Genomic DNA, 23,513 nt, shown 5'->3' with positions numbered 1-23,513 from the left:
GGGATGTGTGTAGATATGGGCTTTTTGGAGCGCTATGAAGGTCATCACGATCCAGTGACCCGGTTTCGACATGAGTTGGACCGTTCATTTCAGCGTTTTTTCAATGAACCGCTGTTTCCCGGAGAAGAGTTTGGGAGGCAGAGGTTCCTGCCGGCTTTGAATGTGGAAGAGAAGGCGGATCACTATGTCATCCAAGCTGAGATGCCGGGAATGGAGCCGGATGACATAGAAATTGAGGTCCAGGGGAACACTCTGGTGATCCGGGGGGAACGGAGGGAGGAACGAAAAGAAGACAGCCGTTACCACTTGGTGGAAAGCCGTTACGGCACCTTTCAGCGATCCTTCCCTTTGCCGGACAATGTAGATGTGGAAGGAATCACCGCCGATGCGAAGAACGGGGTTCTTTTTATCCGTGTGCCGAAAGATCAGTCACGGGAGCCGCGGAGGATTCAGATTAACAGACACTGAAAGCCAGAAAGTGGATGGTTGAGGGAGTCATCGCGAGACCCGGAGCGAAGCGAACCAGGCGTGGCTTGTGCCTGTGAGTGAAATCGGAGCGTGGGTGAACACGATCTCCCCATCCAAAATGTGGTTCATCAATAACCCTGATCGCAATCCAATCTGGATTGCGATCTTTATTGTGAATTCAAGGTGTGGGCATGAGGTTCGGGAAAGATCCACAATCCTGTCACGGAGAAAAAAACAAAAAAACCCGTCGCAGACGGGTGAAATGGCATGTTCAGGCAGGTGAGTTGATCCTGCAGGAGGGGGAACAAAAACCCCGGTGTTCCTCTTCGCAATCCGGGCAACACAGATGGAGGCGGTGGCAGCGGTCGTTGGCGCAGTTGATGTACTGCTCTGTTGGACCGCCACAGTGAAAACATTTGCCGACGATCGTCTCCTTCACTCGGTTGATCGGTACGGACAGGCGTTCATCAAAGACGAAACACTTACCTTCGAAACCCTCCCCCCTTACCTCCGGGTCCTTTCCATAGGTGACGATTCCACCTTCCAGCTGAGAGACGTCGCGAAACCCCTCCTCCAGCATGAAGGCGGTCAACTTCTCACAGCGGATCCCCCCGGTGCAGTAGGTGAGGATTTTATTATCTTTGTATGAGGACAGATTTTTCCGAATCCAATCGGGGAACTCCCGGAAGGAACGGACATCGGGGCGTATGGCGTTTCGGAAATGACCGAGATCATACTCATAACCGGTTCGACCGTCCAGAATCAGGACATCATCTTCCTGCATCGCTTCCCGGAATTGTTTGGGTGTCAGGCGTTTTCCCGAATTTTTATTGGGGTCCAGCTCCTTTTTGACACGGAATGTAACCAGTTCCGGTTTATGACGGACATGTATCTTCTTAAAAGCGTGTCCGTCATGAGAGTCCACTTTGAAAACCATCTTGCGGAACCGGGGATCTGCGTGCATCGTCTCCATATAAGTTTTCGTGGCAGGAACGGTTCCGGAAAGGGTACCGTTGATCCCCTCTTCCGCCACCAGGATGCGCCCCTTCAGGCCCAGTTCCCGGCAGAAAGCGAGATGTTCCTGGGCAAAGTTTTGTGGATCTTTGATAGGGACGTATTGGTAATATAATAAAACCTGATAAGCTTCTTCGGAAGCTCTTCGGTTGGGATTCGACACGTGATTCACTCCCTTTCACCAATCCCCCTAGGTGTTTCCCGGGTGGGATCACAGGCTTTTCTCATCTATTTTACACCATGATCCCCTCTGGAGGGGAAACTATAAAAGGTCTCTTTCAAGCAATTTTCCTGCTGTCAAAAAGGGGGTGAAGCTTCATTTTTGCGGTTGAAGGTCGGCGCTGGAGGAAGGGTTCTGCTCCGGACTCTCTCCTTCAGAGTTGCTGGTCCGAAGCGGGATCTCCGGTAGGAAGAGGGTGAGAAAGACGGCCAGGAACATCACTCCCATTCCGCTGAGAAAGACTCCGGAGAGGGCAAAGTTCATGGCTTCCCTCAGAAAATGGATCATCTGATCAAATATTCCGCTCATCTCCGGCGGAATCTGAGAGCGCAAGTGTTCCAACTGTTCCGGGGAGAGAAGAATTTGGGGGTCCAATCCCTTCAATTTATCTGTCAACCCGGAAAAAGTGTTGGCGGGAGGGGTAGTCTCTCCTACTGCCAGTTTGGTTTCCATCCGGTAAGACATGATGCTCCCCATCACGGAGACGCCGACGGTTCCTCCCATTTGACGGAACAACTGAATAGAGGCGGTGGCCACCCCCAGGTTGCTGTGAGAGACAGCGTTTTGGACGGTCAAGTTGAAGATGGGAAAAGCCATTCCCAGACCAAGTCCGACGATGATAAGGTTGACTGCGGCCATCCGGTTGGAGGTGTCTGTATCCATGGCACTGAGGAGGTACATTCCGATGCCCATGATCAGTCCCCCGGCCAGGGCCAGCTTTTTATATTTGCCGGTACGGGTGACCACTTGTCCCGTGATCGTGCTGGAAAAGACCATGCTGAGAGTCATAAACATCATGACAAAACCCGATTTGGAAGCGGAGGTTCCCATCACTCCCTGTATAAAAAAGGGCATATACATAATTGCGCTAAACATGCCGATTCCGATCAAAAAACCGATAACATTGGACAAGGTGAAGATCTTGTTTTTAAACAGATCGAGGGGCAGCACCGGGTTTTCCGTCCGTTTTTCAATCAGGATAAAGACAGTCAGGGCGGCGATGGAGATTGCAAACAGACCCAAAATCTCAAAGGAGGTCCAGGCGTAATCCTCCCCTGCCCAGGAAAAAGCGAGCAACATCGGGATCATGGTGAAGGTCAGAAACAGCGATCCGAAGTAATCGATCCGTTTTTTTTCGCCGGTCTCCGCACTGGGGAATAAGCGGAGGATCAGGAAGAAAGCGACTAAACCGACAGGCAGAAAAATCCAAAACACCCAATGCCAGTCGAAGTGATCCACGATGTATCCCCCCAAAGTGGGTCCCAGTACGCTGGACAAACCGAAGACGGAACTCATCAGACCCTGCCAGCGTCCCCGTTCCCGGGGCGAAAACAGGTCCCCGACAGCGGTGAAGGCGGTGGACATGATCATCCCCCCGCCGAAGCCCTGGATTCCCCGGTAAATGATCAACTGAATCATGTTGCCGGCGGTTCCACACAAGAAAGATCCCACCATAAAGATTCCCAATCCGGTCAAGATAAAGATCTTGCGACCGTAGATATCCGACAGTTTACCCACCAGAATGGCGGTAACACTGGATGCCAACATAAAGATGGTGAACACCCAGTTAAAGTACTCCATCCCCCCCAGAACCGTTACGATGCGGGGCAGTGAGGTCCCCACAATCGTTTGATTCAGACTGGCGAACAGCATGGATGCCATAATAGCGAGCATAATAGTCACTTTTTTTCGCATATCCAGGTGCTCCATGCATCTAACTCCCTTCAGGAGCCCATGAGGCCCATATAAATTTAGTTACTGAGCTTCTGAAACAGCCGTAGGAGAGTCTCCATCTCTTGCGTGGTGAAGGAGCTGAATTTTTGATGGAAATACTCCATTCGTTTAACTTCCATCCGGCTGTATACTTCAGAACCTTCCGAAGTGATTTCCAGTTCGATCACTCGTTTGTCCACCGGGGAACGACATCGACGGACCCATCCTTTTTTGACCAGGCTGTCTGTCACCTGTGTGACATGGCTGGCGGAAACATCGAGCACAGCGGACAGATCCGATGGGGATTGCGGGTCATGGGTGGCCAGATACTTGAGAAAAACAAATTCGCTGCCGTTCATCTCTTCTCTCAAAATCTGGTGTACCTCCCGCTTCATCCCGCGGAAAATCTGTCGAAACTCCCGTTCCAGTTGGTTGCTCAATTCCCTGCGGTTGCACAAAAAAATCACCCCTGACTGGGTTGATGTGAAATTACTTCATATAGTGAAATATTAATGAATCGAATTTTACACCCAATGAATCAATCTGTCAATGAAATATCCAATAAATGGAATAGAGAGGATTCTGCCGACCAGACTGTCCATCCGGGAGAGACTTTGTGAATCGGAGTGGAGGGCGAGGAATGGGAGAGATCGCTTGCGGAGCAGCGGGATCAGCTTCATCTTCAGCATACTAAATGGGTTGCCGCAAAACAATGGAGAAAAGGAAGATCAGGTATCATCTCACAAGAAGCGTTGTGATTTAAATCATTCTTGGACGGTGGGATGAGATTTCACATTCCGGCGCCAAAGTTTTGGCGATCCCTAGCTAGTACTACCTTGAGCCTTACTTAAAGAGTGTCAATCGATGTCGAACATAGTCTGTATTGTGGGTGTGGAGCGAGCTCCAAATGCAGAATCACCGTCTGTTTTCAATTGACTTGGGACAATATTCGACATTTTCTTGAATAAAATTCATCAACACTCAAAGTAGTACTAGCCGTCTTTGGGAAAAGTCAGCCGGTGGGCGCCGCTTTGGTTCGCGCCGCTTTCCTGCGACTTTTCCGGGACCAATATGTGGCCAGGAAAGGGCCGGAGATATTGTGCCAGATACTGAAGATGGCTCCGGGAAGGGCTGCGATCGGATTCAAGTGGGCCAGGGCCAGGGTGACAGCGAGCCCGGAGTTCTGCATGCCGACTTCGATGGAGATGGCCCGGCTGCGGGGCTCATCCAGTTTCAGGATCCGGGCGCCCCAATACCCCAGGAGCAGGCCGAGGGCGTTGTGCAGAATGACTGCCAGAATCACAGGAAGTGCTGTTTTTCCCAGGCTGTCGGCATTGAGTGCCACCACTCCGGCTACGATGATGACAATGGTGGTGACAGAGATCAGCGGAAGGGCCTTTGTAGCCCGCTGGACGACCACGGGAAAGAATCTGCGGATCAACAATCCCAGAAAGATAGGGAGAATCACCACCTGCAGGATGGACAGGACCATCGATCCAAAGTCCACCGGCAACCAGGAACCGGCCAAGGACCAGAGGAGGAAAGGGGTGATCAGGGGGGCCAGCAGGGTGGAGATACTGGTCAGGGTGACAGACAGGGGAACATCCCCCTTGGACAGATAGACGATCACATTGGAGGCGGTCCCGCCGGGGCAAGCTCCCACCAGGATCACTCCGGCGGCCAATTCCGGGGGCAGTCCCAAGGAAGTGGCGACGATCCAGGCAGTGGCGGGCATGATGATGAATTGGAGGCAAACTCCTGCCAGCACCGGTCCGGGTCGCTGGAAGACCAGCCGGAAATCCTCTCCTTTCAGGGTGAGTCCCATTCCGAACATGATGATTCCCAAGAGCGGAGTGACGGCGGGGCCGATCCATCGAAAGATTTCCGGAAACATCCAGGCGGTGCCGGCGAAAACCAGAACCCAGAGGGCGAAGGACTGCTGTGCGAAGCGACTGGCTTGGTTCCAACCCTGCAAGAGGCTCCCTCCCTTTCCTCGACGGAATAAATGGAAAATACGAAATAGGTCGTGACAGTGTTTAAAAAATACTATACACTGTTTCACAATCATCTTGTCAAGGGGAAACAGGAGGGATTTTGAATGACGACGAAAAGGGAGACCGGGAAGGATTTGCGGATCCGGAGCCGGGTGATCAGTGAAGGGACCAGCCGCGTACCCAACCGAGCCATGCTCCGGGCTGTCGGTTTCACCGACGAGGATTTTCAGAAGCCGATGATCGGTGTCGCCAGTACCTGGAGTGAAGTCACCCCTTGCAACCTCCATATCGGAACCTTGGCCCAACGGGCCCGGGACGGTATCCGGGAAAGTGGGGGTGCGCCCCTCATATTCAATACAATCACCGTCTCCGACGGGATCTCCATGGGGCATGAGGGAATGCGTTATTCCCTTCCCAGCCGCGAGGTGATCGCCGATTCCATTGAGACGGTGGTAGGGGCGGAACGTTTGGATGCTTATGTGGCCATCGGAGGCTGTGATAAGAATATTCCAGGTTGTATGATCGCCATCGGCCGTACTGGGATTCCGGCGGTTTTTGTCTATGGTGGGACGATCCGTCCCGGCAAGCTGGATGGCAAGGATATCGATCTGGTATCCGCTTTTGAGGGGGTGGGTCAGCATAACCAAGGGGCCATCAGTGACGAAGAGTTGCACCGGATTGAATGTCATGCCTGTCCCGGAGCGGGCTCCTGCGGCGGGATGTATACAGCGAACACGATGGCTTCCGCCATTGAAGCGTTGGGCATGAGTCTTCCCGGCAGCTCCTCCAATCCGGCTGAAACCGATGAGAAGCGGGAGGATTGCCGGCGGGCGGGACAAGCGGTGGTGGAACTGTTGAAAAAGGGGATCTACCCTCGTGATATCATGACCAAAGAAGCTTTTGAAAATGCGATTACCGTAGTGATGGCACTGGGCGGATCCACCAATGCGATCCTCCATCTGTTGGCGATTGCCCATGCCGTTGATGTGAACCTGACCATTCACGATTTTGAACGTATCCGCCAGCGGGTTCCTCATATCGCTGACCTGAAACCCAGCGGCTGCTATGTGATGCAGGACTTGCATGAGGTGGGGGGCGTTCCCGCGGTGATGAAGGAACTGTTGGCGGCAGGACTGCTCCATGGGGACTGCCTGACGGTGACAGGGCAGACACTGGCGGAAAATCTGGCGAAGGCAACGCCTCTGAAGGAAGGACAAAAGGTGATCCGTTCCTTGGACAATCCCTTCCGGGAGACGGGCCCCCTGGTGGTGCTGGAGGGAAATCTGGCTCCCGAAGGGGCCGTAGCCAAGGTATCCGGGCTGAAGGTGAGCCGTCTGACTGGACCCGCCAGAGTGTTTGATACCGAGGAAGATGCGGCGGAGGCGATCTTGAATGACCGGATTCAGGAAGGGGATGTGGTCGTTATACGCTATGAGGGTCCCAAAGGGGGGCCCGGCATGCCCGAGATGCTCTCCATCACGGGAATTCTGGTCGGAAAAGGGCTGGGGGAAAAGGTGGCTTTGATCACTGACGGTCGTTTCTCCGGTGGTTCCCACGGCTTTGTCATCGGTCATGTCGCACCGGAAGCCCAAGTGGGCGGCCCCATCGCTCTCATTCGGGAGGGAGATCAGATCACCATTGACAGTGTCAAAAGAGAACTCTCCGTCGCATTGTCCGAGGAGGAGCTGAACCGCCGCCGCCAAGAATGGCAAGCTCCTCCGCTGCCGGCCACCCGTGGCGTTTTGAAAAAATATACCCGCCTGGTTTCCTCGGCTTCCACGGGGGCAGTCACCGATTTATAAATTGTGAACAAAAATGTGGTTGACAACGAAATCGAGACCTGATTATAATAGCAGCTAAATAATTGAAACACCTCATCCAAGTGGATGATCGTGTCTCACACCAGTGTAGGAGGGTGCCTAGGGTTCCGCCCGTCGACGACGGGGTCTTGCGACCGAGCGGCATCAACACCGGTTCACCGGTGTACACCGTGAGGATAAAAGCCTCTGCGGCAGGTCCTGCCCGATTCGAAATGGAAACGGGTACGACCTGCCCGGAGGTTTTGTTTATATCCATCTAGTCATTTGAGTGATTTGTTTCAGAAAAGGGAATATCTTGAGACAAAGGCTGTGAAGAGGCATTCGCCCCCATTCCCCGTGTCACAGAGAGTTCCGGAAAGCTGAGACCGGAATCGCGGCAGGGTCGGTGATCTCACCTTGGAGCCGTGCGTCGAAAGGGGTGATCCCCGAGTAGAACGCATCCGGTAGTCGCCGTTATCCGATGGAGTGAACCCGGTTTGGTGCCGGGGCACTCACAGAGGCCGTCCGCCGCGAGGCGGAGGCAACCATTGGGTGGTACCGCGAAACCTTTCGCCCCAATCAACCAGGATCGTAGTCACAGGATTTGTGTCTGCATGGGTTGATGGCGAAAGGTTTTATTTTTCAATGAAGGAGGTTAAGGAATTAAGATGGCCCAACGGTTGGCGATGCCAGCAGAGAGAAGTGGTGATTTGACACAGCTACAGCGGGAGTACTCTGGTTCTGAGATTTTACTCCGATGTCTGATCGAAGAGGGAGTGGAGGTGATTTTCGGATATCCGGGCGGGGCAGTGCTGCCCATTTACGATTCTCTTTATCACGGGGCCGTGAAACATCTGTTGGCCCGTCACGAGCAGGGAGCGATTCATGCCGCTGAGGGATATGCGAGGGCGACGGGAAATCCGGGAGTGGTGATCGCCACCTCGGGGCCTGGAGCGACCAACCTGGTGACCGGAATTGCCAATGCCCAGATGGATTCAATTCCGTTGGTTTGTATTACAGGCAATGTAAACCAAAACTTGATCGGTACCGATGCTTTCCAGGAAGCGGATATCACCGGGATCACCATGCCGATTACCAAACACAGCTACCTGGTCACTGACGTCCGGGATCTACCCCGGGTAGTGAAGGAGGCTTTCTACATCGCATCCACCGGACGACCCGGTCCGGTCCTGATCGATATCCCTAAGGATGTATCCAATGCAAAAACAGATTATCACTACCCTGAGCAAGTGCATATCCGGGGATACCAACCCAAAACCGATCCGCATCCCTTGCAGATCACCCGGTTGCACCAGGCACTGGCAGAGGCGAAAAAGCCCTTGATCCTGGCGGGAGGAGGGGTGGTCAGCTCCGGTGCGGAGAAGGAGTTGATCACCTTCGCCGAGAAAGCCCAGGTTCCTGTGACGACCACCCTGATGGGTTTGGCGGGATTTCCCGGTAAACATCCTCTGTGGCTGGGAATGCCGGGGATGCATGGCACCTATGCCGCCAATCATGCCCTCCTTGAGTGTGATCTGTTGATTGGAATCGGAGCCCGCTTTGACGATCGGGTGACCATGGGACGCCTCGACAAATTTGCCACCGGCGCCAAGATTGTCCATATAGATATCGATCCGGCGGAGATCGGAAAAAACGTGGATACGTATATCCCGATTGTGGGGGATGTGAAAAAATCATTATCTGCCTCGCTGGATGGGCTTCCCCGCTCCCGGTCGCAGGCATGGGTGAAGCAGGTTCAGTCTTGGTGTCGGGAAAAACCCAACACATACCGGGACTCTGATCAAGTGTTGAAACCCCAGTGGGTGATCCGTCACCTCTATGAAAGCACGGGAGGGGACGCCATCGTCACCACCGATGTGGGTCAACACCAGATGTGGGTGGCCCAGTATTTTCCCTTCGCCAAGCCTCGTTCCTTTATCACCTCAGGAGGGCTTGGGGCGATGGGATTCGGTTTCCCCGCCGCCATCGGTGCCCAACTGGCCCACCCGGGGACCACAGTGATCAGTGTTACCGGAGACGGAGGATTTCAGATGACCTCCCAGGAGCTAGCGGTGATCGCCCTCAGCAACATCCCTGTCAAAGTGGCGGTGCTCAATAACCGATGTTTGGGAATGGTTCGACAGTGGCAAGAGATTTTCTACAAAAAACGGTACAGTGAGGTGGATCTGGCCGACAGCCCCGATTTTGTCAGACTGGCTGAAGCCTACCATGTGAAAGCTTGGCGGGCGGAGAACAAGGAGGAAGCTGTCCGGGTCTGGAAAGAGGCGCTGTCTCATCCGGGACCCGCCGTCGTTGATTTTCGCATCGATTCTGAGGAGAATGTGTATCCGATGGTGGCCCCCGGAAAAGGTCTGGACGAAATGATTATGGGGGAGGAGGAGTCATGAGACTGATCCTGTCTGTGCTGGTCAACGATCAACCCCGGGTATTGGCTCGGGTGGCGGGTCTTCTCGGACGTCGTAATTTCAACATTGAGAGCATCAGTGTCGGCGAGTCGGAGGAACCGGGTCTGTCACGTATGGTGATTGCCACCAGAGGAGATGAACAGACCATGGAACAAGTTCAAAAACAACTTCACAAGCTGGTTGATGTGATCAAGGTTCAGGATCTTCGTGACCATTCCGCAGTGGAGCGGGAATTGCTCCTGGTCAAGGTGGGGGCCGGCCCGGGGACGCGGATGGAGATCAGTGGAATCATCGAACCCTTCCGCGCCTCGATCGTCGATGTGGGGCCCCAAAGCCTGATCGTGCAGGCGACCGGGGAACGACCCAAATTGGAAGCTCTGATGGAGCTTTTGCAACCCTACGGGATCAAAGAGGTGGCCCGAACCGGGGTGACTGCACTCTCCCGGGGGATGAACAAGGCAGGAATGGCTCTCACCGCCAATGGTTGATTCCCCCCCTGGGGTGGCGGAAGGGAGGGGACATGTACACCCCTTCACTTTAACACAACAACGCTAAAATTGATAAAAGCATCGTGGCGGCTTCGGCCGTTATCCAACCCCTATTTTTTAAGGAGGATGAATCATGGCAAACGTGTTTTACTGTGGCGATGCGGATCTCGGACACCTGAAGGGAAAGACGGTTTCAGTGGTGGGTTATGGCAGTCAGGGTCACGCCCAGGCCCAAAACCTGCGGGACAGCGGGGTCCATGTGGTGATCGGTCTTCGCAAAGGCCGCTCTTGGGAACAGGCGGAACAAGATGGCTTTGAGGTTTTGCCTGTGGATGAGGCGGTGAAACAGGCGGATGTGGTTCAACTCCTGATGCCCGACGAGGTGCAGGCTCAAGTTTATAAGAATCAGGTGGCCCCCCATCTGAAACCGGGTTCAGCCTTGTTCTTTTCCCACGGTTTCAATATCCACTTCGGTCAGATCGATCCTCCGGAAGATGTCGACGTGGTCCTGATTGCTCCCAAAGGGCCGGGTCACCTCGTTCGTCGGGTATATATAGAAGGCTTCGGAGTGCCCGCCCTGATCGCAGTTCACCAAGATGCTTCAGGGAAGGCCTCGAAATTGGGGCTCGCTTATGCCAAAGGGATCGGAGCCACCCGGGCCGGCGTAATTGAGACCACGTTCAAAGAGGAGACAGAGACGGATCTCTTCGGGGAGCAAGCCGTTCTCTGCGGCGGAGTCAGCCAGCTGGTGAAAAGTGGATTTGAAACCCTGACAGAGGCGGGATATCAGCCGGAGATCGCCTACTTTGAGTGTCTCCATGAACTGAAACTGATCGTTGATCTGATGTATGAAGGAGGTCTCTCCGGAATGCGTTATTCCATCAGTGACACTGCGGAATACGGGGATTATATGAGTGGTGAGCGGGTGGTCGGTAAGCCCTCCCGGGAAGCGATGAAAGAAGTGTTGAAGGAAATTCAGGACGGCACCTTCGCTAAAAAATGGATCCGGGAGAATGAAGAGGGAAGGCCGGAGTTCAACCGAATCGCCGAAGCGGAGAAGACTCACTTGATCGAACAGGTGGGCGGAAAACTGCGGAAGACTTTTTCCTGGCTGGATCAAAAGGAAACGGTGAAGCCGTAAGGAACCATCGGAGAAAAGGGAGGTTGCGGCAGTGCGAAGGGTCCAGTTTTTTGACACGACGTTGCGGGATGGGGAGCAGTCCCCCGGTGTAAACCTGAATGCAAAGGAGAAGGTGGCGATCGCCCTTCAACTGGAGCGATTGGGGATCCACGTGATGGAAGCCGGTTTTGCCGCGGCCTCTCCGGGAGATCTGGAAGCGGTCCGTCAGGTGGGGGAAGCTGTCAAAGAAGCGACGGTGGTCTCCCTCGCCCGGGCGGTGCCGGGGGATATTGAGAAGGCCCGGGAAGCATTGCGGGGAGCGGAAAACCCAGGGATCCACGTCTTCCTCGCAACTTCACCCATCCATCGCAAATACAAGTTGAACATGACCCGGGATGAGGTGCTGGAAAAGGCGGAGATTGCGGTCCGGTTGGCCAAGAAATATTTCCCCCATGTGGAGTTTTCCATGGAAGACGGGGGTCGGACCGAGAAGGAATTCCTCTGCCAAGTGGCGGAGAGGGTCATCCCCGCCGGCGCGGATGTGCTCAATATTCCGGACACAGTCGGCTATCTCACTCCTGGAGAATACGGGGAGATCTTTCAGTATCTGAAGGCGAATGTGCGGGGGATCGAAAAGGTGAAGCTGTCGGCTCATTGTCATGATGATCTGGGGATGGCGGTAGCCAACACCCTGGCGGCGATAGAAGCTGGGGTGGAACAGGTGGAGGGAACGATCAACGGGATTGGCGAACGGGCGGGTAACACCGCTTTGGAAGAGGTGGCCATGGCCCTGGCCACCCGGGAGGATCACTTTCAGGTGGTGACGGGGCTCAACCTGAGGGAAATCGCAAAAACCAGTCGCCTGGTCAGCAAACTGACCGGAATGCCAGTTCCGGGAAACAAAGCAGTGGTGGGTGCCAACGCCTTTGCTCATGAATCGGGAATTCATCAGGACGGCATGCTGAAAAACAGCTCCACCTATGAAATTATGCGGCCGGAGACCGTGGGGTTGGAAGCCACCCGACTGGTTTTGGGCAAGCATTCCGGGCGTCACGCTTTCCGGGATAAATTGTGGGAGATGGGATATCGTCTTCCGGAGGAAAGAATCAACTCACTGTTCATCCGCTTCAAGGAACTGGCCGATCGCAAGAAGAACGTGGAAGAGGAGGATCTTGTCTCCCTGGTGGAAGAGAAATGGGGTGGGGAAGAAGAGATTTTCACCCTGGAAACAATTCAGCTCTCCTATGGAAATCGGTCCGTTCCCACTGCATCGGTCCGGATCTTTGACCTTCGTCGTCGGCAGGCGTTGGAGGAGGCGGCTTGTGGCAATGGTTCTGTCGATGCCATTTTTAAGGCGATCGATCGGGTTACGGGAGAGGTGATGCATTTGGAGGAATATAAGATTGCTTCTGTGACCCATGGAAAGGATGCCCTCGGCGAGGTTTTTGTCAAACTCCGGCAAGGAGATTGCACTGTTCAGGGCCGCGGGGTCAGTACCGATGTACTGGAAGCCAGCGCCCGGGCTTATATCCACGCTGTCAACCGGTTGGCGGTCCGCGTGGTTGAACGGAAAAGGGAGACGGTCCCGGCATCCTCCGGGTCCTGACCCGGGACAGAAGAGCGAGGAGGTTGGAGAGGATGGAGAAGGAACGGAAGATTGCGGTGTTGCCTGGGGATGGAGTCGGACCGGAGGTTGTGGAAGAGGGGGTCAAGGTGTTAAAACAGGCTGGGGAGCAGTTTGGATATCGGTTCCATCTCAACTTCGGTTGGATCGGGGGTTGTGCCATCGACCGTCTGAAACAACCCCTTCCCCAAGAGACACTCCGCATGTGCTTGGATGCCGATGCGATCTTGTTGGGGGCCGTGGGCGGGCCCCGCTGGGACCGGAATCCACCGGAACTCCGTCCGGAGAAGGCTCTCCTATCCTTGCGCAAGAAGTTGGAGCTCTTCGCCAATCTACGCCCTGCCAAGCGGTTTCCGGGATTGGAGAACACCTCCTCCCTTCGGGCGGAAGTTCTGGAGGGGGTGGACCTGTTGGTGGTGCGGGAGTTGACCGGAGGGATTTATTTCGGAAAAAAATTCACCGAGGAGACACCGGAAGGAATGGAAGCCACTGATACCCTGGTCTACCGGGAGGATGAAGTGGAGCGGATCTTGCGGAGGGCTTTTGAGCTGGCCCGGGGGCGCCGCAATCAAGTGACTTCCGTAGACAAAGCCAATGTGCTGGAGAGCTCCCGACTGTGGCGAAGGGTGGCGGAGCGGGTGGCCGGGGAGTATCCCGATGTGGAACTGGAGCATATGTTGGTGGATAATTGTGCCATGCAGATGATCCGCCGCCCCGCTTCCTTTGATGTGATTGTGACTGAAAACATGTTCGGAGATATTCTAAGCGATGAAGCAGCCATCTTGACCGGGTCCATCGGGATGCTTCCTTCGGCCAGTTTGGGACAAGGAAATCGCGGACTGTATGAACCGGTTCATGGTTCCGCCCCCGACATTGCCGGGGAAGGGGTGGCCAATCCCACGGCTGTCATTCTATCCGTGGCCATGATGTTTCGCCATTCCTTCTGTGATGAAGAAGCGGCCCGGGCGATCGAGTTCTCCGTCATCCAAGTCCTGAACAGTGGCGCCCGGACCATGGATGTGACTGCTGTGGGAGATCTGGCTCTTTCCACTGATCAGTTTGGGGATCGGGTGGTGGAAGAATTGAAAAAACATTCACGGGAGCCCAAGGTGCCGCTGGAAGCGATGATGTGACAGTGGGCGCAGTAAAGGAGGTATCGATTTATCGACAGCTTTCTGCCATGAAGATCCCTCACTGATTGGGGGAGGCTTCCGTTAAACCCGGAAAAGTCCGAGCCGCCCATGGGTGTCCTGAAAACCATCGCATAGATACAGCTGAAAAACATTCCTGTGCCATGCATGGGAGAGCGTTCTCCATGTGGATGGTTGGATCCGTCGCATGAACACCTTCATTTATTGAAGGTGTTTTTTATCTGAAGGGAGAGAAGATCTTTTTCCGTATAGTCATCGATTAAAAAAGGGTCTTATGGGCTCTAAGGCTTTGTCGAGTCCGGACTCCAGGAACGGCGGGAATCAGGCTACCCTGATTATCGACAAGTATTGCTCTGAAAATATTTTATATCTCAAAACGAGATTAATTATCAGTTTATCAATATAATAATGAGAATATTTGTATCAATATAAATCACATTTCGATATTATATCTGTACAAAAGGAGGGTGATTGGAGTGCCGAACAACCATGGACGTCTTGCCCACTTCCACGGATTGAATGCTCTGGAGGCCCTTTACCACGAATATTGGGACATGGACTTGGTGAAGAAGGTGGAAGTTGAACTGGAACGCGCCGTCCATTTGTTCACCCTCCACCTGGAGAGAGTCGCTTGTCCTTGCGGTGACAATCGGGAGGATCTTCGTTTCTATCAATCCTTACTGGAGATGACCCGCTATGCCCGGGAAGGGAACACTCTCTCCCCGATGCCCCTGGTACAGGAAGGATTGGAACAATACTTCAAGGAAAAACCGACTTCCCACCTTTGCATCGCCCATTTGAAAGTGAATCCCCACGACTGGATCGAGGGGATGGAAACAGGCTGATCGATATATATAAGGAAAGGATTCACCTTCCCCGCCGATGATACGATGGGCGGTTTTTTTTATGACTGACCCCTTCCGGTCAATTATCCATTCCCAAGTGTTGCTTATAAGGCAAAGGATCGTGGGATTTTCCAAGCGGCTTTCCCCACAAGGCGAAACGGGTTCGGCTACGCCTTTTTAGGCAGCCGAGTCGAGGGTAGTACACACCCTCGACTCCCTATAGAACACAAGTGGAAAAGAGCGGAGCGCAAGGAGTTGGGATTTAATCCATCGATTTTGACAGGATCCTTCGGATCCCCTTTCCATTCTGCAAAAAACGCCTGTTCCCATGAGGGAGAGGCGTTGAGGAGAGAGTTATCCACTGATATAGCTGTAGATCAATCCCACGATCAAAGCCACATACAAAAAGAGACTCCAACGCATGGGATTCAACAGGGTTCCCTCCATCCATTCCGATGTGGTTGCATCTCCATTATATCATCGAGGGCGGACTCTGTTGAGGGGGGAAGAATAAATCACCGGATCTGTTTATTTAAAGGAGTTTTTATATTTAAGTTGAATAGATGATTATACCTCTAAAAACGTTGTGAAAAATATGTTACAGGAGGGGTGGGTTTCACATGGAGCGTCATTGGCTCGTCAAAACTATTGCTCGGAATGAGAAACCCCATTCCGACCGCCTTGGAAAACACTATATCACAACGCTTCTGGATGAGTGAAACGGTTAATAGAAAAATCAAAACGAGGGAGTTCCATTGACACGATGTTCGCACTTACATCGTTTCGAACAACTATTTATTAACATTAATAACAAATACAGTTTATATGAATGAACCGGATCACAGGTGTGGGAAGGGAGGCATGTGTTTCCCAAGAGACCTTTGTACCATAGGCATACCCATTCGAATGGGCTGATACCCTGGGATGAAGGTTACCATCTCACTCAGTGAGAAGTCTTACGGAGGGCTTAAAAACAACATTCTTCTTTGTGATGCCTCCATAAGGCTTTTCCCTACCGACGGTCAGATCCGGAGTGGTCGGTTATTACATCCTTGTGGAGGTGGCATCGTACAATCAATCAGAGAGCGAAGCGACTCCAGGTGTGAGATTTGTACCCTTATGGGGCGCAACGGTACGATTCCACATCAAAAAAGCGGATAATCAACAGACCCCATTTATGCATAATTCGTAATATTCTGTAAAAAGAACTAAAGAACGAGGCACAAATGGCAAGAACGGACAATGGAATATTGAATCCTATTTGAGTACAAACAACCAGGGAGGTCATTAATTGAAATGCTCAACTCTCAAAATGTTGCGGTATATAATCAGCATACTTCCAACAAGCATAATGAAGCTATACGAAGGGTCATCGAAGTAATGCACAAAGAATATAACCGCAGACTTACGGTTCAAGAATTGGCGGATTGTGCCCAATACAGTCTCTATCACTTCGAGAGAATTTTTCAAAAAGAAACCGGGATTTCACCTGGTCAATTTTTAGCTTCGATACGGATTGAGAAGGCGAAGCATTTACTACTTAAAACAACTTTGAATATATCAGATATCAGTTCCCAGATTGGATACGTCAGCCTAGCTACTTTTTCCAGGAGATTTAAAGCATATGTAGGACTAAATCCCTCCCAATTCCGAAAATCCCTAAATCAGGTTCTCCCAGATTTAGATAAATTGCGGATCATTTCGGACAACCCATTAAACGATCGGAAAAGGGAAGTTGGTATTCAAGGTGAAATTTTTGGACCTCCGGATTTCAAGGGAATCATTCTGATCGGACTTTTTCCGTCCCTCGAGTCAAAGGGAGAACCGTTAGCCTGTACAATTCTTAGAAAGCCGGGCTTTTATGCTATTCGTGAACTGGATGTTCCGGATGGAGAATATTATTTAATATCAGCAGCTTTTCATTGGAGCAGAAATCCGTTATATTATTTACTTTCTAATCATGTGCTCAGATCTACGAATGAAGGAAAAATCAGTATTAAGGGCGGAAAAGCCTTTGGAAATACTTCTTTAATCTTAAGAGAGGCACTCCAGACAGATCCACCGATATCGATCTCGGTTCCTTATCTCATACATAGAACGTTGAACCGGTATCACTCTTGAAAAGCGGAATCATGCGGCCTGTCGCAGAACCATGCTGGTGCTCCTTCCTGGGGTGAGGGAAGGGTGGTGATTCTTCGGCTGGGAGCGAAAGCGACCCCAGGCGAGGAATTGTACTCTTTTGAGAGAACATCCTCACTTTACTGTGATTTCCATACCATGTCGTTAATGGTCACAGGGATGGAGGCGCATTCCGTCAAAAGTTCTGACGAGCCAAAGATACTCCATGCGCCCCCATCCCGACCGACTCAGAAATCGCTAAATCACAACACTTTCCGATGATACATTGAGCCTCGAAGGACTGGACCTTGGATTTGTTGAAGGATGAAGTATCATCATCCGGTAGAGGATCTTCCACCAGTATCGAAATTTACAGGAACAAAAGAAAATCGAGGTAGCCTGTTGATACTGCTATAATGTGTGATTCTTCAAACCTCCTATATATACGGAATAATTTCCCCTATTATTTTTGTTGCGATAAGTCATAAAAGAAAGCAATTTAGGATAAAATGCATTTCTATTCTTGATATAAAATAGAGATGGAAGACAAACATAAATATCATAGAAACATAAAAAATAGGTAGGATAAGAAAGGCTTAGATGATGTAAAAGGAATAGTTCATGCTAATGGCCATTGGAATCCACATAAATCACACATCACACCATCTATTTCCTTTCTATTAACTTCCCATCACTAAAGATAAACCATATTAATTTAGTTGAAAGAAGGGTTTATTTTCGGATGAGAGAGATGTTAACGGGACGTATTTTGGAGACACCTGCTCATTTTCTGGATGAAGAAGTTTTAAAGCCACAATTTACATATGAAGTTGAGTACTTGCTGCCGATGTATATTCAGATTGAACAAGCGATGCTCTTGGAATATGTAAGAATGGGTTGGATCAACGAACAAGAAGCACAGGAAATTTCCCGTTCACTGGAGTCGATTAACCCCGACAGGATGATAGCGGATCCAGAACAAAACATGTCGGATATTGCTTTTGCGATTGAACGTCTGGTGGAGTCTTCCCTTTCTTCCCCGGTACCGGGTTGGCATATGGATCGAAGCCGTAATGATTTTCAAGCCTGTGCCCAGGTGATGTCTGCTCGTAAGCAATGGATGTCGTTAATGGAATATTTGCGGGAGTTGATAAAATCAATACATATGCTGGCCGAAAGATATCGGGAGATACCCATGCCAGGATACACACATTACCAAACAGCACAAATTATTACGCCGGGCTATTATCTAACCGCCATTAATGAAGAGCTTTTACAAACATTGTCGCGCTGGATACAGGTATATGACGAATTAAACCAATGTCCTTTGGGGTCAGGAGCGATGTCTGGTGTTGAACTGGACTGGAATCGCGATCTGCTTGCCCGATTGTTGGGGTTTCGACAACCTCGTGCAAATGCCCTTACAGCTGTTGCGTCCCGCGAATGGATGCTTCGGATCTCCTCTGAGTTATCCGTCTTTTCAGTTTTGATCTCCAGATTTGTGACTGACTTAATCCAATGGGGCAGCAGTGAAATGAATTTTATTGATTTACCGGATCGATTGTCGGGTATTTCTTCCGCAATGCCTCAGAAGAAAAATTTCCCTATTTTAGAGCGCATTCGGGGGAAGAGTGCCCATTTGTCTGCATTTCATATGGATATGGTGCTGGGACAACGCAACACATCCTTCACCAACTTGGTTGAAGTATCGAAAGAGGCGGGTACCCATTTGTCAGTGCTGTTTCAAAACGCCAAGTCACTTCTCCGCCTGTTGACTCTGGTAACAGACCATTTAAGTTTCAAAGAAGAGGAAATGCTTGCAATTTGCGAGCGTGATTTCTTTGGCGGATTCACCCTTGCCAACAGGCTGACTATGGAAGCGAACATTCCCTACCGAAAATCTCAGATCATTGTGGGCCGGTACATTATGCATGCGACTCAACTCGGATTGACCCCGATGGAAGTCAATCCACAGTTACTCAAGGAAAAATGTATGGAGGAAGGTTTTGATGTCTCAGGCTTAGCTGATATGCTTACGGATGCATTCGATGTTCAGGGAAGTTTGTACACGAAGAGATCGGATGGCTCCACTCATCCGGAAAAGGTATCGGAATTGCTCTTGGCACAAAAGGAACGAGCACAAAATCTCGAAGAGGAACGAGGAGAACGTCAGGCTCAATTACGGGCAGCAGATTTAAGGCGGGAACAACTTTTGCATGAATTGGCCCCTACAGAGAACGGAAAGGGATAGATATAGGTGTTGTACCAGAATATGATAGATGCAATAGGCAACACGCCGTTGGTCAAGCTGCGCTTGAACACTTCTTCGGCTGCTTCGGTATATGCCAAACTCGAATTGATGAATCCCTTCGGAATGAAAGATCGGGTGGCCAAGCAAACCATTCTTGCAGCAAAATCCTCCGGGGAATTAAAGGATGATATGCCGATTATCGAAAGCTCTTCCGGTACAATGGCTTGTGGAGTGGCACTTGTCGGAAGGCAACTTGGACACCCGGTACACATTGTAACTGATCCGCGGATCGACTCCATTACTTATGCGAAGCTGACATCACTCGGATGTAAAGTACATGTTGTGAAAGAAATGGGAAAACACGGATGGCAAAGTGCGCGTCTGGAGCTTCTGAATAAACTGATGGAGGAGTATCCAGGTGCTTTTTGGCCCCGTCAGTATGAGAATCCGGAAAATCCGCGCGCATACCGAGAGTTGGCGATGGAGTTGATGAACGATCTGGAACGAATTGATATTCTGGTTGGTTCAGTCGGAAGTGGAGGTTCTTTGTCCGGATCTGCACGTGCATTGAAACAGGTCCATTCAGATTTGAAAGTTGTGGCGGTCGATGCCACAGGGAGTGTTATTTTTGGGCAACCCGATCGGCCGAGCCGTTTACAGGGGGGGTTGGGCAATAGTTTGATTGCCCCCAATGTTGACTTCAGCGTCATAGATGAAGTTCATTGGTTAAATGATGAAGAAGCTTTTGCTGCAACCTTGCAACTCGCCCATAATGAACAAATTTTTGCAGGTAACAGCTCTGGATCAGTGTATGCAGTTGCCAGGTGGCTTGCGGGTCAGGTTTCCGAAGACTGTAACATTGTGGCGATTTTTCCGGATCGTGGTGATCGTTACACTGATACGATCTACAGTGATCAGTATCGCAAGGATCACGGACTTTCGGCGCTCCGTTTTTCCGAAGGACCGCAGCGTGTCGAATTGGATTGTGAGGTCTCCTCTTGGTCATATACAACACTAATGGGAGTACATCCGCATGAAGAAAAAACTATTATTCGTTGAAGGAAATACAACAGGTACAGGCATGTTGGCTATTGATAAGGCGAGAAAACTTGGTTTTGAACCGGTGTTTCTGACACAGAAGGCGGGTCGTTATGATGGACTGTTGGAGTCAGAATGCCGCGTGATTGTGACTGACACGGATTCGATCAATGAATTGAAGCTCTGTGTAGCACAAGAAAAGGTGGAAGAGATTGCCGGGATTTTAACGACAAGTGATTATTATTTGGAAATTACCGCCAATCTGATACGGGCATTTGGGTTAACAGGCAACTCACCTCAGGCGATCCATTTGTGTCGGAACAAAGCACTGTATCGTGAAAAGCTCCAATCACAAGGTATACGACAGCCCCATTTCAAGGTGGTTCGTTCGATGGGGGATCTGAAGAAAACACGCCAGTCCGTCCATCTCCCTTGTTTGGTCAAGCCAGCTGATGACAGTGGTTCGAATAACGTTCGCCTGTGTTTCAGTTGGGAGGAAGTGGAACAGCAGACGGCTAAAATTTTACAAAACGAACGTAATGTACGCGGGCAGAAGACATCTCAAACAGTATTGCTGGAAGAGTATATTGAGGGGCCGGAATACAGTGTGGAGATGTTTTCATGGCAAGGGGAATCGATTTGTATTGGGATTACTGAAAAACGGCTGACCGGGTTCCCGTATTTTGTCGAATCGGGGCATGTTTTTCCGGCGGTGCTTCCCTCTGATGTGAAGCAGGAAATTGAGGAGACAGTGAAACAAACATTGGAGGCAGTCAATTTTCAGTTTGGGGCATCACATTCAGAAGTGAAGTGGACACCGAAGGGATGTGTCATGATCGAAACCAACGCCCGACTCGCTGGGGGAATGATACCGGAATTGGTATGTCATTCAACCGGAATGGATCTGATTGAGCAGCAGGTTCTCTGTGCTGCAGGTGTGGCTCCCAAGTGGGAGCAGCTTGAGCCTACAGGCTATTCCGGCATTCATTTTATCGTTGCTAAAGAGGGAGGCCGCCTATCCTCCGTGGACAACCTGGAAGCGGTGCGAAAAATTCAGGGTGTGGAAGAATTCGTGGTAAAAGCGCAGATCGGACAAGCTGTACAGCCACCAAAAAGCTTTTCGGATCGTCTCGGGTATGTGATCGTCAGCGGCCAGTCTTACGAACAGGTGGTTGAACGCTTACATAAGGTGTCGAACATGATTTCTTTAAAGGTATTGTAGCTAAAGGCGTTGTAAATGAGTGTTAGCCAGGTCGGTCGGGATTGGGTTTTCACATGACCTTTTCGTTGTTCTTACGATCCAAAATCACTCCATGTGAAACCCAACCCTCCCTGTGAACGGCTTTCACAATGCTTCTAAGGAATCAGGAGTGTGAGTTTCATGATCGAATTGAGAAGCGATACGTTTACGTTGCCAACACGTAAAATGATGGATGCGATTCAAGAGGCAGTGCTCGGTGACGACGTTTATGGGGAGGATCCAACGGCCAGCAAATTGGAAGAGGAGGTTGCCCGAATATTGGGCAAAGAGGCCGCGATCTTAATGCCGAGTGGAACCATGGCCAATCTTGCATCGATCATGGCACATTGTCCGCGGGGTTCAAAGGTGCTGGTGGGCGATGAGTCCGACATCTACATTTATGAAGCTGCCGGGGCATCAGTATGCGGAGGAATCATGTATGAGCCGATTCCCACCCAGCCGGATGGACGTTTGGCAATATCCGATTTGGAACGGGCCTTTCCGTTGGAGCCTGAGGATCCGCAGTTTGCTTTGCCGTCATTGATATGTCTTGAAAATACACACAATCGGATGGGTGGACGTGTGTTACCCCTTTCGTATCTGGAAGAGGTACGGATGTTTGCCGATGGAAAAGGTGTGCCAGTTCATATGGACGGAGCTCGCTTATTCAACGCTGCTGTAGCACTGGGGGTTGAAGCGTCGGAAATCGCGGGGTATGCCGATTCAGTGCAGTTTTGCTTGTCTAAGGGGCTGTCGGCGCCCATCGGATCCATCGTTGCCGGAACGAATGAATTTATCGAAAAGGTTTATCGTTTGCGCAAAATGCTTGGTGGCGGTATGCGCCAAGTGGGGATTATTGCTGCCCCGGGTTTGATTGCGCTTCAGCAAATGGTTGATCGTCTGGCTGTTGATCACTCCAATGCCTTGCGGTTGGCGGAAGGGCTTGCTGAGATTCCCGGAATTGTTACCCATGTGGAAGACGTGGAGACTAATATTGTTTATTTCCGAATCGAGCATCCAAAACTAACTTGGCAGACTTTTATACAGGAGGCCCGTAAGCACGGGCTTTGTATAGCGGAATTGGGACATGGGCGAATTCGGGCGGTTACACATTCCGGTATACAAGCCTCCGATATCGATCGAGCTCTGGAGATTGTTCGAAAACTGATGGCAGATCACGATGAGCAATCTGTTTAAGCTTACATGTGTAACAAAGAAGCAGTGAGGAATGATCAATGAGAAAGATTAAGTTGTTTTGCCTTCCTTATGCCGGAGGATCTGCCACTGTAATTTACCGGAAATGGAAAAAAAGCCTGCATCCTCAGATCGAATGTTACCCAATCGAGTTGGCGGGGAGGGGACGCCGGTTTACGGAGCCATTGTACGCCTCTTGGGACGATGCGATGGAAGATACATTTGATCTGGTGAAGCCATATCTGGATGGTTCCCCTGTTGCTTTTTTCGGATACAGCATGGGTAGCCTATTGGTTTTTGAACTGGCGCATAAGATGAAGGATTGGACAGGCCAAGATCCTTTACATGTCTTTTTGGCAGCTAGACCAGCCCCGAATAGACCAAGAAACAGACGAAATATTCATCACTTGCCCGACACGGAGTTTTTGGACGAAGTGATGAAAATGGGGGGGACACCGGAGGAAATACTAAAGCATCAGGATTTATTACATTTGTTACTTCCCGTTCTGAGAGCGGATTTTAAAATTACTGAGACATATGAATACTGTGCAAAGGGGACGGAACTCCATTGCGATCTTTCTGTTCTTGGTGGGGTGAAGGATAGCATAGGAGAAGAGGATTTAGTTGCTTGGAGTTCCTATACAAGTGGTAAAACATCCATCCATCTCTTTAACGGAGATCATTTCTTTATTCATGATCATACGGATGGAATTGTTCATTTAATTCATCAAAAATTGCTTCGTTACTCACTGATTAGAAAAGAACCTAAAAATAAATTCGTGTAGGTGTGTTTATCAGCTATATGTTGGG

General features: G+C 50.8%; 18 protein-coding genes. 14 read left to right on the top strand and 4 right to left on the bottom strand.

The window, feature by feature from the left end; genetic code table 11:
- Positions 1-15 precede the first annotated feature (15 nt).
- Positions 16-468: an Hsp20/alpha crystallin family protein gene (locus tag IEV46_RS13460; protein ID WP_076524680.1), complete on the top strand. Its 453-nt coding sequence runs from the start codon at positions 16-18 to the stop codon at positions 466-468.
- Positions 469-739: 271 nt separating this feature from the next.
- On the opposite strand, the gene trhO is transcribed toward IEV46_RS13460, so the two are convergent.
- From trhO to IEV46_RS13440, 4 genes are all read right to left on the bottom strand, one after another.
- Complete coding sequence (trhO, locus tag IEV46_RS13455; protein ID WP_188433075.1) at positions 740-1,645, bottom strand: oxygen-dependent tRNA uridine(34) hydroxylase TrhO; 906 nt, start codon at positions 1,643-1,645, stop codon at positions 740-742.
- A 153-nt stretch (positions 1,646-1,798) separates the two neighbouring features.
- The gene (locus tag IEV46_RS13450; protein ID WP_188433074.1) at positions 1,799-3,412 is read right to left on the bottom strand and encodes an MDR family MFS transporter; all 1,614 of its coding nucleotides are present in this window, start codon (positions 3,410-3,412) and stop codon (positions 1,799-1,801) included.
- 41 nt (positions 3,413-3,453) lie between these two features.
- Entirely contained in the window at positions 3,454-3,873 is a 420-nt protein-coding gene (locus IEV46_RS13445) for a MarR family winged helix-turn-helix transcriptional regulator (RefSeq protein WP_188433073.1), read from the bottom strand.
- Positions 3,874-4,427: 554 nt separating this feature from the next.
- Entirely contained in the window at positions 4,428-5,390 is a 963-nt protein-coding gene (locus IEV46_RS13440; protein WP_229736120.1) for a bile acid:sodium symporter family protein, read from the bottom strand.
- 123 nt (positions 5,391-5,513) lie between these two features.
- On the opposite strand from IEV46_RS13440, the gene ilvD reads away from it, so the two are divergent.
- The 13 genes from ilvD to IEV46_RS13375 all read left to right on the top strand — a co-directional run bounded on the left by ilvD (position 5,514) and on the right by IEV46_RS13375 (position 23,488).
- Positions 5,514-7,211 (top strand): dihydroxy-acid dehydratase, encoded by a 1,698-nt coding sequence (gene ilvD / locus IEV46_RS13435; RefSeq protein ID WP_188433071.1) that lies wholly within the window; start codon positions 5,514-5,516, stop codon positions 7,209-7,211.
- 683 nt (positions 7,212-7,894) lie between these two features.
- Positions 7,895-9,616, top strand: a complete 1,722-nt coding sequence (ilvB, locus tag IEV46_RS13430) for a biosynthetic-type acetolactate synthase large subunit (protein ID WP_373284619.1) — start codon at positions 7,895-7,897, stop codon at positions 9,614-9,616.
- Complete coding sequence (gene ilvN, locus IEV46_RS13425) at positions 9,613-10,122, top strand: acetolactate synthase small subunit (protein WP_188433069.1); 510 nt, start codon at positions 9,613-9,615, stop codon at positions 10,120-10,122. Before ilvB ends, ilvN begins: the two co-directional genes overlap by 4 nt.
- Before the next feature lie 133 nt (positions 10,123-10,255).
- Positions 10,256-11,263, top strand: a complete 1,008-nt coding sequence (gene ilvC / locus IEV46_RS13420; RefSeq protein ID WP_188433068.1) for a ketol-acid reductoisomerase — start codon at positions 10,256-10,258, stop codon at positions 11,261-11,263.
- Positions 11,264-11,294: 31 nt separating this feature from the next.
- Positions 11,295-12,848: a 2-isopropylmalate synthase gene (locus tag IEV46_RS13415; protein WP_188433067.1), complete on the top strand. Its 1,554-nt coding sequence runs from the start codon at positions 11,295-11,297 to the stop codon at positions 12,846-12,848.
- A gap of 32 nt (positions 12,849-12,880) precedes the next feature.
- Entirely contained in the window at positions 12,881-13,999 is a 1,119-nt protein-coding gene (gene leuB, locus IEV46_RS13410; protein ID WP_188433066.1) for a 3-isopropylmalate dehydrogenase, read from the top strand.
- Positions 14,000-14,493: 494 nt separating this feature from the next.
- A complete protein-coding gene (locus tag IEV46_RS13405) occupies positions 14,494-14,862 on the top strand; it encodes a hypothetical protein (protein ID WP_188433065.1) in 369 nt (122 codons plus the stop codon).
- A 1,296-nt stretch (positions 14,863-16,158) separates the two neighbouring features.
- Positions 16,159-16,983, top strand: a complete 825-nt coding sequence (locus IEV46_RS13400) for a helix-turn-helix domain-containing protein (RefSeq protein ID WP_188433064.1) — start codon at positions 16,159-16,161, stop codon at positions 16,981-16,983.
- A 739-nt stretch (positions 16,984-17,722) separates the two neighbouring features.
- The gene (locus tag IEV46_RS13395) at positions 17,723-19,231 is read left to right on the top strand and encodes an argininosuccinate lyase (RefSeq protein WP_188433063.1); all 1,509 of its coding nucleotides are present in this window, start codon (positions 17,723-17,725) and stop codon (positions 19,229-19,231) included.
- A 6-nt stretch (positions 19,232-19,237) separates the two neighbouring features.
- Positions 19,238-20,290 carry a PLP-dependent cysteine synthase family protein gene (locus IEV46_RS13390; protein WP_188433062.1) on the top strand — a complete coding sequence of 351 codons (1,053 nt, stop codon included), beginning with the start codon at positions 19,238-19,240 and terminating at the stop codon, positions 20,288-20,290.
- Positions 20,265-21,491: an ATP-grasp domain-containing protein gene (locus IEV46_RS13385; protein ID WP_188433061.1), complete on the top strand. Its 1,227-nt coding sequence runs from the start codon at positions 20,265-20,267 to the stop codon at positions 21,489-21,491. The genes IEV46_RS13390 and IEV46_RS13385 overlap by 26 nt, the downstream gene beginning before the upstream one ends.
- Before the next feature lie 159 nt (positions 21,492-21,650).
- Entirely contained in the window at positions 21,651-22,706 is a 1,056-nt protein-coding gene (locus tag IEV46_RS13380) for a GntG family PLP-dependent aldolase (protein WP_188433060.1), read from the top strand.
- 38 nt (positions 22,707-22,744) lie between these two features.
- The gene (locus IEV46_RS13375; RefSeq protein WP_188433059.1) at positions 22,745-23,488 is read left to right on the top strand and encodes a thioesterase II family protein; all 744 of its coding nucleotides are present in this window, start codon (positions 22,745-22,747) and stop codon (positions 23,486-23,488) included.
- Positions 23,489-23,513 lie beyond the last annotated feature (25 nt).

The organism is Kroppenstedtia guangzhouensis (assembly GCF_014637345.1).
GTDB classification, from domain to species: Bacteria; Bacillota; Bacilli; order Thermoactinomycetales; family DSM-45169; genus Kroppenstedtia; species Kroppenstedtia guangzhouensis.
Note: the sequence above shows the minus strand (reverse complement) of the source record. Positions and strands in the feature narration are given on the sequence as shown.